General features: G+C 65.9%; 16 protein-coding genes. 12 read left to right on the forward strand and 4 right to left on the reverse strand.

What is annotated here, in order from left to right:
• Positions 1-61: 61 nt before the first annotated feature.
• Positions 62-1024: a malate dehydrogenase gene (mdh, locus tag LX70_RS06105; protein WP_105513684.1), complete on the reverse strand. Its 963-nt coding sequence runs from the start codon at positions 1022-1024 to the stop codon at positions 62-64.
• Positions 1025-1180: 156 nt separating this feature from the next.
• On the opposite strand from mdh, the gene LX70_RS06110 reads away from it, so the two are divergent.
• The 11 genes from LX70_RS06110 to LX70_RS06160 all read left to right on the forward strand — a co-directional run bounded on the left by LX70_RS06110 (position 1181) and on the right by LX70_RS06160 (position 9336).
• On the forward strand, positions 1181-1927 hold the full coding sequence (locus tag LX70_RS06110; protein ID WP_105513685.1) for a sulfite exporter TauE/SafE family protein: 747 nt from the start codon (positions 1181-1183) through the stop codon (positions 1925-1927).
• Between the two features lie 240 nt (positions 1928-2167).
• A complete protein-coding gene (locus LX70_RS06115) occupies positions 2168-3025 on the forward strand; it encodes an HpcH/HpaI aldolase/citrate lyase family protein (RefSeq protein WP_105513686.1) in 858 nt (285 codons plus the stop codon).
• A 36-nt stretch (positions 3026-3061) separates the two neighbouring features.
• Positions 3062-3619, forward strand: coding sequence for an NnrU family protein (locus LX70_RS06120; RefSeq protein WP_105513687.1), 558 nt, complete (start codon positions 3062-3064; stop codon positions 3617-3619).
• Positions 3616-3819: a DUF1737 domain-containing protein gene (locus LX70_RS06125; protein WP_105513688.1), complete on the forward strand. Its 204-nt coding sequence runs from the start codon at positions 3616-3618 to the stop codon at positions 3817-3819. Before LX70_RS06120 ends, LX70_RS06125 begins: the two co-directional genes overlap by 4 nt.
• The gene (locus tag LX70_RS06130; RefSeq protein ID WP_105513689.1) at positions 3816-4847 is read left to right on the forward strand and encodes a MaoC family dehydratase; all 1032 of its coding nucleotides are present in this window, start codon (positions 3816-3818) and stop codon (positions 4845-4847) included. Before LX70_RS06125 ends, LX70_RS06130 begins: the two co-directional genes overlap by 4 nt.
• Positions 4848-5070: 223 nt before the next feature.
• Positions 5071-5460: a succinate dehydrogenase, cytochrome b556 subunit gene (gene sdhC, locus LX70_RS06135; protein ID WP_105513690.1), complete on the forward strand. Its 390-nt coding sequence runs from the start codon at positions 5071-5073 to the stop codon at positions 5458-5460.
• A 12-nt stretch (positions 5461-5472) separates the two neighbouring features.
• Positions 5473-5844, forward strand: coding sequence for a succinate dehydrogenase, hydrophobic membrane anchor protein (sdhD, locus tag LX70_RS06140; protein WP_105513691.1), 372 nt, complete (start codon positions 5473-5475; stop codon positions 5842-5844).
• Between the two features lie 12 nt (positions 5845-5856).
• On the forward strand, positions 5857-7659 hold the full coding sequence (sdhA, locus tag LX70_RS06145) for a succinate dehydrogenase flavoprotein subunit (protein WP_105513692.1): 1803 nt from the start codon (positions 5857-5859) through the stop codon (positions 7657-7659).
• Entirely contained in the window at positions 7659-8258 is a 600-nt protein-coding gene (locus LX70_RS06150) for a hypothetical protein (protein ID WP_146111554.1), read from the forward strand. The genes sdhA and LX70_RS06150 overlap by 1 nt, the downstream gene beginning before the upstream one ends.
• The gene (locus tag LX70_RS06155; protein WP_105513694.1) at positions 8258-8554 is read left to right on the forward strand and encodes a hypothetical protein; all 297 of its coding nucleotides are present in this window, start codon (positions 8258-8260) and stop codon (positions 8552-8554) included. Before LX70_RS06150 ends, LX70_RS06155 begins: the two co-directional genes overlap by 1 nt.
• A gap of 5 nt (positions 8555-8559) precedes the next feature.
• Positions 8560-9336: a succinate dehydrogenase iron-sulfur subunit gene (locus tag LX70_RS06160; RefSeq protein ID WP_105513695.1), complete on the forward strand. Its 777-nt coding sequence runs from the start codon at positions 8560-8562 to the stop codon at positions 9334-9336.
• A gap of 69 nt (positions 9337-9405) precedes the next feature.
• Here LX70_RS06160 and LX70_RS06165 read toward each other — a convergent pair whose 3' ends face one another.
• The 3 genes from LX70_RS06165 to LX70_RS06175 are packed head-to-tail and all read right to left on the reverse strand — an operon-like array spanning position 9406 to position 13814.
• Positions 9406-12633 (reverse strand): efflux RND transporter permease subunit, encoded by a 3228-nt coding sequence (locus LX70_RS06165; protein ID WP_105513696.1) that lies wholly within the window; start codon positions 12631-12633, stop codon positions 9406-9408.
• Entirely contained in the window at positions 12630-13592 is a 963-nt protein-coding gene (locus tag LX70_RS06170; protein ID WP_105513697.1) for an efflux RND transporter periplasmic adaptor subunit, read from the reverse strand. The genes LX70_RS06165 and LX70_RS06170 overlap by 4 nt, the downstream gene beginning before the upstream one ends.
• Before the next feature lie 21 nt (positions 13593-13613).
• Positions 13614-13814: a YgaP family membrane protein gene (locus LX70_RS06175; RefSeq protein WP_105513698.1), complete on the reverse strand. Its 201-nt coding sequence runs from the start codon at positions 13812-13814 to the stop codon at positions 13614-13616.
• A gap of 193 nt (positions 13815-14007) precedes the next feature.
• On the opposite strand from LX70_RS06175, the gene LX70_RS06180 reads away from it, so the two are divergent.
• Positions 14008-15075 (forward strand): Hint domain-containing protein, encoded by a 1068-nt coding sequence (locus LX70_RS06180; protein ID WP_105513699.1) that lies wholly within the window; start codon positions 14008-14010, stop codon positions 15073-15075.
• Positions 15076-15129 lie beyond the last annotated feature (54 nt).

A 15129-nucleotide genomic window follows, 5' to 3' on the forward strand; every position in this document is an offset into this window, starting at 1 on the left:
CCAAACGTAAAAGGCGCGCCACCGGGACGGGGCGCGCCGTTCTGTCTCAAATCAACCCGGATCAGGCCAGCGTGGGGTCGATGCCCTTGCAGGCCTCCACAAGGCCCTTCACCGCATCGACCGACTTGTCGAACATCGCCTGTTCGTCCTTGGCCAGCTTGATGTCGACGATGCGTTCGATCCCGCCCGCGCCGATGATCGTCGGCACGCCGACATACATGCCGTTCAGGCCGAAGGCGCCGTCGACATAGGCGGCGCAGGGCAGAAGGCGCTTCTGGTCCTTCAGATAGGCCTCGGCCATCTCGATGGCGCTTGCCGCCGGGGCATAGAAGGCCGATCCGGTCTTCAGCAGGCCCACGATCTCCGCCCCGCCGTCGCGGGTACGCTGCACGATGGCGTCCAGCTTTTCCTGCGTCGTCCAGCCCATCGCGACCAGATCCGGCAGCGGAATACCGGCGACGGTGGAATAGCGGGTCAGCGGCACCATCGTGTCGCCATGGCCGCCCAGAACAAAGGCGGTGACGTCCTTCATGGAGACGTCGAACTCCACCGACAGGAAGTGGCGGAAGCGGCCGGCGTCCAGCACGCCCGCCATGCCGACCACCTTGTTCGCGGGCAGGCCGGAGAACTGCTGAAGCGCCCAGACCATCGCGTCAAGCGGGTTGGTGATGCAGATCACGAAGGCGTTCGGGGCGTGGGTCTTGATGCCCTCGCCGACCGATTTCATGACTTTCAGGTTGATGCCCAGAAGGTCATCGCGGCTCATCCCCGGCTTGCGGGGGACACCGGCGGTGACGATGCAGACATCCGCGCCCGCGATGTCGGCGTAGTCGTTCGCGCCCTTCAGGCTGGCGTCGAAACCTTCGACCGGCCCCGACTGGGCAATGTCGAGCGCCTTGCCCTGCGGGGTCCCTTCCGCGATGTCGAACAGAACGACGTCGCCAAGTTCCTTGATCGCGGCGAGATGGGCGAGCGTGCCGCCGATCTGTCCCGCGCCGATGAGGGCAATCTTGGGTCTGGCCATGATATGTCTCCGGCTCCTGATGAGTGACGGGCCTTGGGTTACTGCTTCGCGGCCCGTCGCGCAAGTCCGCTGCGATGCGGCAAGCGGGCGGGCCTTGTCTCTGCCGGTCAGGTTGATATGGCGTTAACGATAACGGTTTTGCGGGGCAGGGCGGGCATGGAAGGGGCGGTATTCTGGACCATCGCGGTGATCGCCTCGGCCCTTGTCGGCATGTCGAAGGGCGGGCTGCCGGTGGTGGCGATGCTGTCGGTGCCGCTTCTGGCGCTGGTGATGCCGCCGGTCGCGGCGGCGGGGCTTTTGCTGCCGGTCTATATCGTGTCGGACATGTTCGGGCTTTACGCCTATCGCCACGCCTTCGACCGGCGGGTGCTGGCGATCCTTGCGCCCGCCGCGACCGTCGGGGTCGGGATCGGCTGGGCCACGGCGGCCATGGTGCCGGAGCGGCTGGTGATCGGGCTTATCGGTCTGATCGGCACCGTCTTCGCGCTGCGCCTGCTGCTGCGGCGCGGGCCGCAAGGCCCCGCGAAGACGCCACAGGTCGCGCCCGGTCTTTTCTGGGGCGCCGCGGCCGGGTTCACCAGTTTCGTCAGCCATGCGGGCGGGCCGCCCTATCAGGTCTATGTCCTGCCCCTGCGCCTTGAAAAGGCGGTCTTTGCCGGGACCACCACGGTGCTGTTCGCCTATGTCAACGCGATCAAGCTGATCCCCTACTGGGCGCTTGGCACGCTGACCTTCGACGATCTGAAGATCGCGGCGGTGCTGATGGTGCCGGCTTCCATCTCGGTCTTCGCAGGCGTTGCGCTGGTGAAGATCCTGCCGGAGAAGCTTTTCTTCCAGATCGTCACCTGGGCGCTTCTGGCAGTATCGCTGCGATTGCTGTGGGAAGGGGCAATGGGCGCATAGCGCCGCGCCGGTCCGCGTGCGAGAGAAGCAGAATCAGCGCCGCGAAGCCAAGCGACAATCCGAACAGGTCCCGTGCCATCGTCATCCCCCTGAAACAGCGCACGGCCATCCTTTCCGTCTGCCCTGAACAAAGGGAAAAACCGGCGTTCGGTCAAAAATTGCTGCGGTGCGGAAATTTTTGGCTTGCCGAATATGCCGGAAATATGGTCATTGACGAAATATTGTTGCGAGGAGAGTCCGATGCTTGCCGAAACCCTGCGCCCCTGCCGCTCTGTCCTCTATATTCCGGGGTCGCGGGAACGTGCGCTGGAGAAGGCCCGCGACCTTCCCGCAGATGCGATCATCTTCGACCTCGAAGATGCCGTCGCGGCTGAAGAAAAACCCGCCGCGCGGGCGCTTTTGGCGCAGGTTCTGGGCGCGCATGACTATGGCGGGCGGATACGGATCGTGCGGATCAACGGGCTGGACACCGAATGGGGCCGCGCCGATGTCGCGGCTTTTGTCGGCGCGGGGATCGACGCGATCCTGATCCCCAAGGTCTCCTCCCCCGCCGATCTTGATGCGGTTGCCGCGCTGATCCCGGACACGCCCCTCTGGGCGATGATGGAGACGCCGCTGGGCATGTTGAATGCCGCCGCCATCGCCGCCCATCCGCGACTGGCCGGGATGGTCATGGGGACGAACGACCTTGCCAAGGACCTCAACACCCGCTTCCGCCCGGATCGGGAGCCGTTGTTGACCGGCCTTGGCCTTTGCCTTCTGGCCGCCAAGGCCTATGGGCGGATCATCGTCGATGGCGTCTACAACGCCTTCAAGGATGAGGAAGGGCTGCGCGGCGAATGCGCGCAAGGCCGCGACATGGGCTTTGACGGCAAGACCCTGATCCACCCCGCGCAACTGGCCATCGCCAACGACGCCTTCGCCCCGTCCGAGGCGGAAATCGACCTCGCCCGCCGCCAGATCGCGGCCTTTGAAGAGGCCGAGGCGGCCGGGCAGGGCGTGGCCGTCGTCGATGGCAGGATCGTCGAAAATCTCCATGTCGTGACCGCGCGCAAGACGATTGCCCGGTCCGAGGCTATTGCGGCCATGGCGAATTAGTCCAAACTCGCGCCGGTTCGCGACAGGAGGTTCGCCATGCAAGTTCTGATCCTGGGTCTCGTCCTCTGGACGGCTGCCCATCTGTTCCGCCGGGTGCTGCCGGGGCTGCGCGCAAGGCTGGGCGAAGGCCCCGGCAAGATGCTGGTCGCGGTCCTGTCGCTGGCGGCGGTCTTCCTGATGGTCATCGGCTATCGCCGGGCCGAGGTCGACCCGGTCTATACGCCGATGGACGGCATCGGCCATCTGAACAACCTGCTGATGCTGATCGCGCTGTTCCTCTTCGGCGTCTCGCACAGCAAGGGCCGCGTGAAGGCGATGGTCCGCCACCCGATGCTGTGGTCGGTCGTCATCTGGGCCGTCGCGCATCTGCTGGTGAACGGCGATCTGGCCTCGCTCGTCATGTTCGGCTGGCTCGGTCTCTGGGCGCTGGTGGAGATCGTCTTGATCAACGCGCAAGTGGAATGGAAACGCCCCGCGCCCGGCCCGCTGCGCAGCGACGCCATCGCGCTGGTGATCGCGCTGGTCCTCTACGGGCTGATCGCGGGGGTGCATATCTGGCTGGGCTACAACCCGTTTCTGGGAACCTATGGATGAAACTTTACCGTTTCCTCAGCGATGACGACAACGCCGCCTTCTGTCACAAGGTCACGGCGGCGCTGAACGCGGGCTGGGTGCTTCATGGCGGCCCGGCCTATGGTTTCGACGCCGCGCGCGGTGTGATGCGCTGCGGGCAGGCGGTGGTGAAGGAGGTGGCGGGCGATTACACGCCCGAGCTGCAACTGGGGGAACAATGAAGACCAATCCGGGCCGTTTCTTTGAGGATTACCGGCTGGGCGAGGTGATCGTCCATGCCGTGCCGCGCACCCTGTCGGGGGGGGAGCGGGCGCTGTACCACGCGCTCTACCCGGCGCGTCATGCGCTTTATTCCTCGGACGAGTTCGCGCGCGGATGCGGTCTGGCGGCGGCGCCGATGGACGACCTGATCGCCTTTCACACCGTCTTCGGCAAGACGGTGCCGGACATCAGCCTGAATGCGGTGGCCAATCTCGGCTATGCCGAGGGGCGCTGGCGGCACCCGGTCTGGCCCGGCGATACGCTGCGGTCGCAATCCGAGGTGATCGGGCTGAAGGAGAACTCCAACGGCAAGTCGGGCGTCGTCTATGTCCGCACGCGGGGCCTGAACCAGACGGGTGAGGTGGTGCTGGACTATGTCCGCTGGGTGATGGTGCGCAAGCGCAACCTCGACCTGCCCGCGCCCGCCCCGGTTGTTCCCGAATTGAAGAAATCCGTGGCGCCAGGCGATCTGATCGTGCCGGAAGGGTTGGATTTCTCCAACTACGATTTCGCGCTGGCGGGCGAGGGGCATCGCTGGGGCGACTATGCGTTGGGCGAGAAGATCGACCATGTCGACGGCGTCACGGTGGAAGAGGCCGAGCATATGCTGGCCACCCGCCTCTGGCAGAACACCGCCAAGGTCCACTTCGACGCCACCAACCGCGAGGACGGGCGGCGTCTGATCTATGGCGGGCATGTGATCTCTCTGGCGCGGGCGCTGTCCTTCAACGGGCTGGCCAACGCGCAGCTGATCGTGGCGCTGAACGCAGGCGCGCATGCCAACCCCTGCTTCTCTGGCGATACGGTGCGGGCATGGTCCGAGGTGCTGGACAAGGCCGAAACAGCGGCCCCCGGCGTCGGCGCGATCCGTCTGCGGCTGGTCGCGGTGAAGCAAGGGGGGGCGGAATTCGCGCTGAAGGGCGCGGATGGGAAATATCTGCCCGAGGTGCTTCTGGATCTCGACTACTGGGCGCTCATGCCCCTTTGACCCGGCAAGCGCGGTCCGCGTTCCCGCCTGCCGGCCGCGTACTGTGATCACGCCTTGAAAAATCGTGATCACAAACACCAGGTTTTTCGCTAACACGCGCCGAAACGACGAATTTATGCCAATCGCGGCGTGACATGGGCGTGATTTGGGTCCATGAAGAGGGCGACGGCGCCCCTGTGAGCCACCCGCTCGCCGGGGGCGCGGAAGCTTCAAGGGGAGAGACATGGCCGATGTGAACCGGGGCAAGCGCCCGCTATCGCCCTTTATGATCGGGCCTTACTACCGCCCGCAGCTGACCTCGATCACCTCGATCCTGACCCGGATTACCGGAAACGCCCTGATCGTTGCGGCGCTGCTGATCGTCTGGTGGCTGCTCGCCGCCGCGACCAGCGCCGAATATTTCGCGGTCGCCGACGGTGTCCTGCGCAGCTGGTTCGGCAAGCTTGTGCTGTTCGGATCGATCTGGGCCGTCTGGTACCACTTCCTCGCCGGGCTGCGGCACCTTTACTACGACAGCGGCCGCGGCCTTGATATTCCCACCGCCGAAAAGCTCGGCTGGGGCGTCATCTTCGGGTCGGTCATCCTGACCCTGTTCACCGTTACCATTCTCTGAAAGGGCCTCGCGATGCGTTACCTGACCGACCGCAAGCGCGCCGACGGCCTTGGCTCCGCCAAAAGCGGGACCGAGCATTTCTGGCACATGCAGGTCAGCGCCGTGGCGCTGGCGATCCTGATCCCGCTCTTCATCCTGACCTTCGGCCGCATCCTTGGCGCGCCCTATGAGGATGTCGTGGCCTATTACAGCCGTCCCTTCCCGGCGATCGTGGCCGGGCTGACGCTGATCGTGGGCATGACCCATTTCAAGAACGGCGCCCAGGTGATGATCGAGGACTATGTCCACGGGTTCGCCCGCAAGGCCCTGGTCGTCGGCACGGTCTGCCTGTCCTATGCCGTGATGGCAACCGGACTTTACGCCCTGATCCGGCTCGCGCTTTAAGGAACTCTCTCCATGACCGCTTATCCTTACGAAGTACACGAATACGATGTCGTCGTGGTGGGCGCGGGCGGATCGGGCCTGCGCGCGACGCTTGGCATGGCCGAGCAGGGGCTGAAGACGGCCTGCGTGACCAAGGTCTTCCCGACCCGCTCGCACACCGTCGCGGCGCAGGGCGGCATCGCGGCGTCACTGTCGAACATGGGGCCGGACCACTGGCAGTGGCACATGTATGACACGGTCAAGGGCTCGGACTGGCTGGGCGACACCGACGCGATGGAATACCTCGCGCGCGAGGCGCCGAAGGCGGTCTATGAGCTGGAACATTACGGCGTGCCGTTTTCGCGCACCGAAGAGGGCAAGATCTATCAGCGCCCCTTCGGCGGCCATACGACCGAATTCGGCGAAGGCCCCCCGGTGCAGCGCACCTGCGCCGCCGCCGACCGGACCGGCCACGCCATCCTGCACACGCTTTACGGCCAGTCCCTGAAGCAGCAGGCGGAATTCTATATCGAATACTTCGCCATCGACCTCATCATCACCGACGGCGCCTGCACCGGCGTTGTGGCGTGGAAGCTTGACGATGGCACGATGCATGTCTTCAACGCCAAGATGGTGGTGCTGGCGACGGGCGGCTATGGGCGCGCCTATTTCTCCGCCACCGGCGCCCATACCTGCACCGGCGACGGCGGCGGGATGGTCGCGCGCGCGGGCCTGCCGCTTCAGGATATGGAGTTCGTCCAGTTCCACCCGACCGGCATCTACGGCGCGGGCTGCCTGATTACCGAAGGCGCGCGGGGCGAGGGCGGCTATCTCACCAACTCCGAAGGCGAGCGGTTCATGGAACGCTATGCCCCCACCTACAAGGACCTTGCCAGCCGCGACGTCGTCAGCCGCTGCATGACGATCGAGATCCGCGAAGGGCGCGGCGTCGGCCCGAACAAGGACCATATCCACCTGCACCTGAACCACCTTCAGCCGGAAACACTGGCCGAACGGCTTCCCGGCATCTCGGAATCGGCGCGGATCTTCGCCGGTGTCGATGTCACCAAGGAACCGATCCCGGTCCTGCCAACGGTGCATTACAACATGGGCGGCATCCCGACCAACTATCATGGCGAGGTGCTGAACCCGACCAAGGACAATCCCGACGCCGTCTTCCCCGGCCTCATGGCGGTGGGTGAGGCGGGCTGCGCCAGCGTTCACGGCGCCAACCGTCTTGGCTCCAACTCGCTGATCGACCTTGTCGTCTTCGGCCGTGCCGCCGCCATCCGCGCGGGGGAGATCCTTGACCCCAAAGAGCGTAACCAGCCGGTCGACAAGGCGGGCGTCGAGAAGGCGCTGGACCGCTTCGACGGCCTGCGCAACGCCAATGGGTCCGTCCCCACCGCCGAACTCAGGCTTGAGATGCAGCAGACCATGCAGGCCGATGCCGCCGTCTTCCGCACCGACAAGTCGCTGGCCGAGGGCGTGGAGAAGATGGAGAAGGTCGCGGGCAAGATCGCCGACCTCAAGGTCACCGACCGCTCGCTGATCTGGAACTCCGACCTGATGGAGACGCTGGAACTGACCAACCTGATGCCGAACGCGCTGGCCACCATCGTGGCGGCCGAGGCGCGCAAGGAAAGCCGCGGCGCCCACGCGCATGAGGATTACCCCGACCGCGATGACAAGAACTGGCGCGTGCATTCGCTGTCCTGGGTCGATGGCAACAAGGTCCGCCTCGGCTCCCGTCCCGTTCACCTCGATCCGTTGACGACCGAGGAGAAGGGCGGCATTGATCTCAAGAGGATCGCGCCGAAAAAGAGGGTTTACTGATGCACACACTCGCCCGCACGACACTGCTTGCAGCCATGGCGCTTGCGCCGATGTCCGCTCCGGCCGTTGCGCGGGCGAAGGCGGATTACGCCCGCCAGTGCCAGATCGAGGTGAAGCCGAAGGGCTATTACAGCTATGACAGCAGCGCGGGTATCCCCGTCGTCCGGCCAGCCGAGGGCGGAACGGCAGAGGAAGCCGCACGGCTGAACGCCTGCATCCAGGCCAGGGCCGCCGGCCGCACGGCCCCGGCCTCTGCCGCGACCCCGGTACAGGAATACGGCGCCCAGGCGCCGACCTATACCAAGCGCCAGCGCGGCGCCGCGGCCCTGTCGGGCGGGGCGGGTTATCACGGCTCTTACCTCGAAGGCGGCACCGGGCAGGGCGCGTCGCTGACCGCGCCCGAGGGCCAGCGCAAGACCTGGTGGCAAAGGGTCTTCGGCGGCGTCGGCGGCAGAGGCGTGTCGCTGCCCGCGGGCTATCCGCTGATGCCGGGGGATGAGGCGCTTTGGAACTCGCTGACCGTGGCGCAGCAGGAACGCGCGCGGCGCTTCCTGGAAGACGGCTCCACGATCCGCTCGTCGCTGAAACCGGATTACTGATGCGCGCCGTGTTGACCCTTGCCGGCATCCTGCCCGCCCTTGCGGCCTGTGGCCCGGTCTCCGTCGAACAGGCGGAACGCGCCTGCGCCGAGCGCGCCCGCACCGCCGCCAGCCCGATCCGGCTGAGCGAGGCCGCCTTTGGCAGCGACGGGATGCATGCCGCGGTCGATATCGACGTCAACACCGACACCCTGTCCGGCAGGGACCCGTCGGCCCTCTACAACGCCTGCGTGCTGCGCAGGTCCGGCCAGCCACCCCGGCAGCCGCTTTATACCCGCCCCGACTGGAAGGGATAAGTCACATGGTTCAGTTCTCACTTCCCAAGAATTCGAAGGTCCGGGTCGGCAAGACCTGGCCGAAGCCCGAGGGGAAGACGATCCGCAAGTTCCAGATTTACCGCTGGGACCCCGACACGGGCGAAAACCCGCGTGTCGATACCTATTTCATCGACATGGACAAGTGCGGTCCGATGGTTCTGGACGCGCTGATCAAGATCAAGAATGAGATCGACCCGACGTTGACCTTCCGCCGGTCCTGCCGCGAGGGGATCTGCGGCTCCTGCGCGATGAACATCGACGGGATCAACACGCTGGCCTGTATCTATGGTCTGGATGAGATCAAGGGCGACGTGAAGATCTATCCGCTGCCGCATATGCCGGTCGTGCGCGACCTGATCCCGGACCTGACGCATTTCTACGCCCAGCACGCCTCGATCATGCCCTGGCTTGAGACGAAGACGAACCGCCCCGAAAAGGAATGGCGCCAGTCGATCGAGGATCGCAGGAAGCTTGACGGGCTTTATGAATGCGTGATGTGCGCGTCTTGCTCCACCTCCTGCCCGAGCTATTGGTGGAACGGCGACCGTTACCTTGGCCCGGCCGCGCTGCTGCACGCCTATCGCTGGATCGTCGACAGCCGCGACGAGGCGACGGGTGAGCGGCTGGATGAGCTTGAGGATCCGTTCAAGCTTTACCGCTGCCACACGATCATGAACTGCGCCAAGACCTGCCCCAAGGGCCTGAACCCGGCCAAGGCGATTGCCGAGATCAAGAAGATGATGGTCGAGCGGATCGTATGACGCCGCAGCACCGACCGGAACAGCAAACGGGCCGCTTTCGCGGCCCGTTTTCGTTTCGCGTGAGTGGTGTCACGTCCTTAGGACGCGGTAGACTGCCGGGATCACGAGGACCGTCAGCAGGGTCGAAGACGCCAGCCCGAAGAGGAGCGAGATGGCAAGCCCCTGGAAGATCGGGTCGGTCAGGATCACCGCCGCGCCGATCATGGCGGCCAGCGCCGTCAGCAGGATCGGTTTGAAGCGGATGGCGCCTGCCTCGATCAGCACCTCGGTCAGCGGCCGGTCCGGCCCCTTGGCATGGCGGATGAAGTCCACCAAGAGGATGGAGTTCCGCACGATGATGCCCGCCAGCGCGATGAAGCCGATCATCGACGTGGCCGAAAAGGGCGCCCCGAACAGCCAGTGGCCCCCAAGGATGCCGATGAAGGTCAAGGGGATCGGCGTCAGGATGACCAGCGGCACCTTGAACGATCCGAATTGCGCCACGACAAGGATATAGATCCCCAGAAGCGCCACGCCAAAGGCCGCGCCCATGTCGCGGAACGTGACCCAGGTCACCTCCCACTCGCCGTCCCACAGAAGCGTGGCGTGGCTTTCATCCTCGGGCTGGCCATGCAGGCTGATGACCGGCTTTTCCAGCCCGGTCCAGTCCATCGCGTCGATGGCGTCCTGCACCGCCAGCATCCCGTAAAGCGGCGCCTCGAAATCGCCCGCCAGTTCGGCGGTCACCATCTCGGCCGGGCGGCCATTGTGGCGGAAGATCGGGAAAGAGGTATCCTCTTCCGTCACGTCCACGACGTCGCCCAGTTCCACCACGCCGCGGCTGCCGGGCAGGACATTGGCGGGGATCGGGGTGGTCAGGAACGCTTCATCCAGCACCCGCTCGCCCTTCGGGCGCTCAACCCGGATCGGGATCGGCATCCGGCCCTCGCCGCGATGGGAATAGCCGATGGTCGTGCCGCCGTTGAGGATGCCGATCGTGTCGAAGACATCCGTTTCCTGCACCTGGAAGAACTCCGCCTTGTCGGTGGAGACGGTGGCGCGCAGCTTGCGCGCGGGCGTGCCGAAGGAATTGTCGACATCGACGATATAGGGGACCGAGCGGAACGCCTCTTCCACCTTGGCGGCAACCGCGCGGCGGGTGGCGCCGTCCGGCCCGTAGATCTCGGCCAGAAGGGTCGCCAGAACCGGCGGGCCGGGGGGCGGTTCGACGGTTTTCAGGCGCGTGCCCTCGGGGACGTTCAGTTTGGAAATCCGGTCGCGGATCTCCAGCGCGATCTGGTGGCTGGTGCGGTCACGTTCGCCCTTGGGCGTCAGGTTGATCGCGACCTCGCCCATTTCCGGCGCGGCGCGCAGGTAGTAATGGCGCACGAGGCCGTTGAAGTTGAAGGGCGAGGCGGTCCCCGCATGGGTCTGGACCGATACCACCTCGGGCAGGGCCAGCACCTCTTTCGTTACCGCCTGCGCCACGGCATCCGTCGCCTCAACCGACGACCCTTCGGGCAGGTCGATCACCACCGACAGCTCCGACTTGTTGTCGAAGGGCAGAAGCTTCACCGTCACATGCTTGGTGTAGAAAAGGCCGAGCGATCCGATGGTCAGCGCCAGCACGACCCCGATGAACAGCCAGCTGCGCGCTTTCGACTTCAGGATCGGCTTGGCGACCGAGGCATAGGCGCGGCCCAGAGCGCCGCCGGGATGGCCGCCATGGGCGTCGTCATGGCCATGGCCCGCCATCTTCGCGCGCCCGGCGATCTTCAGCATCAGCCAGGGCGTGACCATGACCGCGACGAAGAAGGAAAAGATCATCGCGGCCGAGGCATTGGCGGGAATGGGCGACATGTAAGGCCCCATCAGCCCCGAGACGAAAAGCATCGGCAAAAGTGCTGCAACCACGGTCAGCGTGGCGACGATGGTGGGGTTGCCAACCTCGGCCACCGCGTCGATGGCGGCTGTCTTGCGGTCGCGCTTGTCGCCCATGCCCCAGTGCCGGGCGATGTTCTCGATCACCACGATGGCGTCATCGACAAGGATCCCGATGGAGAAGATCAGCGCGAAAAGCGACACCCGGTTCAGCGTGTAGCCCATGACATATGAGGCGAAAAGCGTCAGCAGGATCGTCACCGGGATCACGACCGCCACGACGATCGCCTCGCGCCAGCCGATCGTGGCCCAGACCAGCGCGATGATCGACACGGTGGCAAGCGCGAGGTGATAGAGAAGCTCATTCGCCTTCTCATTGGCGCTTTCGCCATAGTCGCGGGTGACCTCGACCTTGACGCCCTCGGGGATCAGCGACCCTTCAAGGCTTTCGGTGCGGTGCAGGATCTCTTCCGCGACCGTGACCGCGTTCGACCCGGCGCGCTTCGCAATCGCCAGCGTCACGGCGGGGGCGCGCTCAACCGCGCCGTTTTCCAGCGTGACGTTCGACACCATCTGCCCCTCGGGCGTGTCGGCAAAGCCCACATCGGCCACGTCGCGGACATAGACGGGCCGCCCGTCGCGGGTGGTCAAAAGGAGGTTCCCGATCTCATCGGGGGACCGCAGGGTTTCCCCCACCACCAGCATGATCTGGTCGCCCTCATCGCGGACCAGCCCGGCGGGGAAGGCGGCATTGGCGCCCTGCACCTTGCCCGCCAGCTGTTGCAGCGTGACGCCGTAAAGCGCAAGTTTCGCCGGATCGGGCGCGATCCGCAGCCGCTCGGCGGTTTCGCCCACGATATAGGTCAGCCCGACATCGGGGATCTTCGTCACCTCGGTGCGCAATTCCCGCGCGATCCGGGTCAGGTCATTGGCACTGATCCGGCCCTTCGCCTCGGCCTTCGGGCTAAGCGTCAGGGACAGGATCGCCACGTCGTCGATGCCACGGCCCACGATCAGCGGTTCGGGAATGCCGACCGGGATGCGGTCCATATTGGCGCGGACCTTGTCATGCACGCGCAACACGGCGGCGTCCGAGGAGGTGCCGACAAGAAAGCGCGCCGTCACCATCACCCGGTCGTCATAGGTCTGGGAATAGACATGCTCGACCCCGTCGATGCCCTTGACGATGGTCTCCAGCGGTTCGGTGATCAGCTTTTCGGCGTCCCCGGCCTTCAGGCCATTGGCCTGCACGTGGATATCGACCATCGGGACGGAGATTTGCGGTTCTTCCTCGCGCGGGAGCGAGATCAGCGCGACGATCCCGAAGACGAAGGCCGCCATCAGGAACAATGGCGTCAGAGGCGAACGGATGAAGGCTTTCGTCAGCGCGCCCGCGATGCCGAGATGGGGGCCGGGATTGGAATTGTCCGTGCTCACTTCGTCACCACCTCGTCACCGGCTTGCAGCCCGGTCAGAACCTCGATCATCGCCGCGCCGTCGTGGGTGAAGGGATCGCCCGTCACCACCGTGCGCTCCACCTCGGCCCCGCCTTCGGTGACGGTCACGAAATCAAGCCCCGACCGCGTGGTCACCGCGCCCGCGGGAACCGCAAGAGCGGCGCGGCTGCCGACCGGCAGTTCGACCAGGACGCGGGCGTTTACATAGGCGGTGTCAAGGCCATCGACATTCACATCCGCCACCACGCGACCGTTTTCGATCAGCGGATAGATCTTGGCGATAGTCCCGCTGCCTTGTGTCCCGCTTGCGGTGATGCGGATCTCCGCCCCCTGTTTCAGCGCATCGGCAAAGCGTTCCGGCACCGCAAGGCGCAGGAAGAACCCGCCCTCACCGATGGTCGCGACCGGCTCCCCCGGCATCAGGACGGAACCGAGCGTCGCGGGTACGGTCAGAACGCGCCCGTCGCCGGGGGCAAGCACCTTGCCCTCATCCGCCTGCTGAAGGGAAATCTTGCGCTGCGCCTCGGTCGCGGTGATCTGGCCGGTGACCACATCGACCTGGGTGCGCAACTGATCCAGCCGCTGCGCCGTGGCGACGCCCCGATCGACAAGCGCCTGTCCCCGCTCAAGATCGGCCTTCGCCGTCTCAAGCTGGGATTGCAGCGCCTCGATCTGGGCGTCATAGGCGGCGATCTGGAAGGCGATCTTGTCGTCATGGATCAGGGCGATTTCCTGCCCCGCCCTGACCTGATCGCCCTCGGTCACCGACAGGCTTTGCACCGTGCCGCCGATCCGGGCGCGGGCTGGCACGGTTTCACGCGCCTCGACCGTGCCGTAGACGGATTTCCACTCCGTCACCGTGACCGGCTCAAGCTTGACCGTCCCGGCCAGCGCGGGGCTGGCGGCGAGAAGGCAGGTGGCAAGCATCAATGCACGCATGTCGGCGGCCTTTCTTCTGGTTCAGAACGCACAGCCCGGTTTGATGCCGAGCTTGCGGAAGATCATCGCGGCCGGACAAAATCCGGTAAACGCCGATTGCAGCATATTCAGACCGATGAAAACCGTGAACCAGATAAAGTAGGGCGAGACCCAGACGGTCAGCGCGACGGACAGCAGGACCATCACGCCGGCAAAGGCCAGAACGGTGCGATCGAGGGACATGGGGAACTCCTTGGCTTGGTTTCACATTCAAGATAGTGAATACATCTTCGCGATTGCAAGTGCCAGCCCCGAAATCGCTTTTCCCCTGCGGCAAATTTGCAGCGGGCAGGGCAGGGGGCGGAGGGGGATTCACAGGCGGGGCGCCGCCGTGCTACTTTGCCGCCAAAGGGCCGCAAAGGTCCGGGGGCAGGCGATGGGTACGGGCGGCAGATCGGTCAGCAGGCCGGGCGTGGGGCAGGGGATCTTCGCAATCCCGGCCGCGCACTGCGAAATCGACGGCGTGCGGGGCGCGCCTTGCGGGGACATCTTCATCGGCTCCACCTGGCGCTGGAAGGGCGGCGCGGCGCGGATCGACGGCCCCTCCGGCCTCTTGCGGCTGGACGGCGCGCTGGGCGCGGATGAGGTGCAGGAGGGCGCGCGCCGGGCGGTGCGAAAGTTGCTGGGCGACCTCGTCCCGCCGGTGTCCCTGCGCCCGCAGACGGATATGACGGCCCCGGTGGCAGGCTTCACCGTCACGGACGGGCAGGCGCGCTATGCCATCGGCTTTGCCGCCGGGGGGGCGCTCTTGACGGTCACCGGCGCGCTGCCGCCCCGCGACCGCGACCTGACCGTCATCGACCGGCAGGGCGCGCTGCCCGCCAGCCATCTCCCCGGCGCGGCGGGTGGGGCGATCTGTTTCACCCCCGGCACCCGCATCCTGACCCCCGACGGCACCTGCCCGGTCGAGGAGATCGCCCCCGGCCAGACCATCCTGACCCGCGACAACGGCCCGCAAGAGGTCCTCTGGACCGGCCAGCACCGTCTGGGCGGCGCGCGGCTTTTCGCGATGCCGCATCTGCGCCCGATCCGGCTGCGCGCCGGGGCGCTGGCGACCGGTATCCCCGACGGCGACCTGATCGTCTCACCGGAACATCGCCTGCTGGTCACCGGCGCCAGCGCCCGCGCGCTTTTCGGCGAAACCGAGGTGCTGGTCGAGGCGCGCGACCTGCTCGACGACCGCCGCGTCACGGTCGAACATGGGCTGACCGAGGTCCGCTATATCCACCTCCTGACCGCGCGGCATCAGGTGATCTGGGCCAATGGCGTCGCGACCGAGACCTTCCACCCCGCCCGCGCCGACCTGACCCTGATCGACCCGGCCGCGCGCGACGCCCTTCTGTCGGTCGCGCCGGGGATCGGGGCCGACCCCGCCGCCTATGGCGCCGATGCCCGCCGTTGCCTGACCCGGCCCGAGGCGGCGATCCTGACCCACAGGCCGTAAGGCGGGGCAAAGCCCGTTGACTCCGCCGCGATGCCCTGTATAAGCCGCCCGTCC

The sequence above is a fragment of the Albidovulum denitrificans genome, assembly GCF_002973535.1.
GTDB classification, from domain to species: Bacteria; Pseudomonadota; Alphaproteobacteria; order Rhodobacterales; family Rhodobacteraceae; genus Albidovulum; species Albidovulum denitrificans.

Coding starts and splice junctions, on each gene's coding strand:
- mdh (WP_105513684.1), bottom strand. CDS start 1,024: ATGGCCAGACCCAAGATTGCCCTCATCGGCGCGGGACAGATCGGCGGC.
- LX70_RS06110 (WP_105513685.1), top strand. CDS start 1,181: ATGGAAGGGGCGGTATTCTGGACCATCGCGGTGATCGCCTCGGCCCTT.
- LX70_RS06115 (WP_105513686.1), top strand. CDS start 2,168: ATGCTTGCCGAAACCCTGCGCCCCTGCCGCTCTGTCCTCTATATTCCG.
- LX70_RS06120 (WP_105513687.1), top strand. CDS start 3,062: ATGCAAGTTCTGATCCTGGGTCTCGTCCTCTGGACGGCTGCCCATCTG.
- LX70_RS06125 (WP_105513688.1), top strand. CDS start 3,616: ATGAAACTTTACCGTTTCCTCAGCGATGACGACAACGCCGCCTTCTGT.
- LX70_RS06130 (WP_105513689.1), top strand. CDS start 3,816: ATGAAGACCAATCCGGGCCGTTTCTTTGAGGATTACCGGCTGGGCGAG.
- sdhC (WP_105513690.1), top strand. CDS start 5,071: ATGGCCGATGTGAACCGGGGCAAGCGCCCGCTATCGCCCTTTATGATC.
- sdhD (WP_105513691.1), top strand. CDS start 5,473: ATGCGTTACCTGACCGACCGCAAGCGCGCCGACGGCCTTGGCTCCGCC.
- sdhA (WP_105513692.1), top strand. CDS start 5,857: ATGACCGCTTATCCTTACGAAGTACACGAATACGATGTCGTCGTGGTG.
- LX70_RS06150 (WP_146111554.1), top strand. CDS start 7,659: ATGCACACACTCGCCCGCACGACACTGCTTGCAGCCATGGCGCTTGCG.
- LX70_RS06155 (WP_105513694.1), top strand. CDS start 8,258: ATGCGCGCCGTGTTGACCCTTGCCGGCATCCTGCCCGCCCTTGCGGCC.
- LX70_RS06160 (WP_105513695.1), top strand. CDS start 8,560: ATGGTTCAGTTCTCACTTCCCAAGAATTCGAAGGTCCGGGTCGGCAAG.
- LX70_RS06170 (WP_105513697.1), bottom strand. CDS start 13,592: ATGCGTGCATTGATGCTTGCCACCTGCCTTCTCGCCGCCAGCCCCGCG.
- LX70_RS06175 (WP_105513698.1), bottom strand. CDS start 13,814: ATGTCCCTCGATCGCACCGTTCTGGCCTTTGCCGGCGTGATGGTCCTG.
- LX70_RS06180 (WP_105513699.1), top strand. CDS start 14,008: ATGGGTACGGGCGGCAGATCGGTCAGCAGGCCGGGCGTGGGGCAGGGG.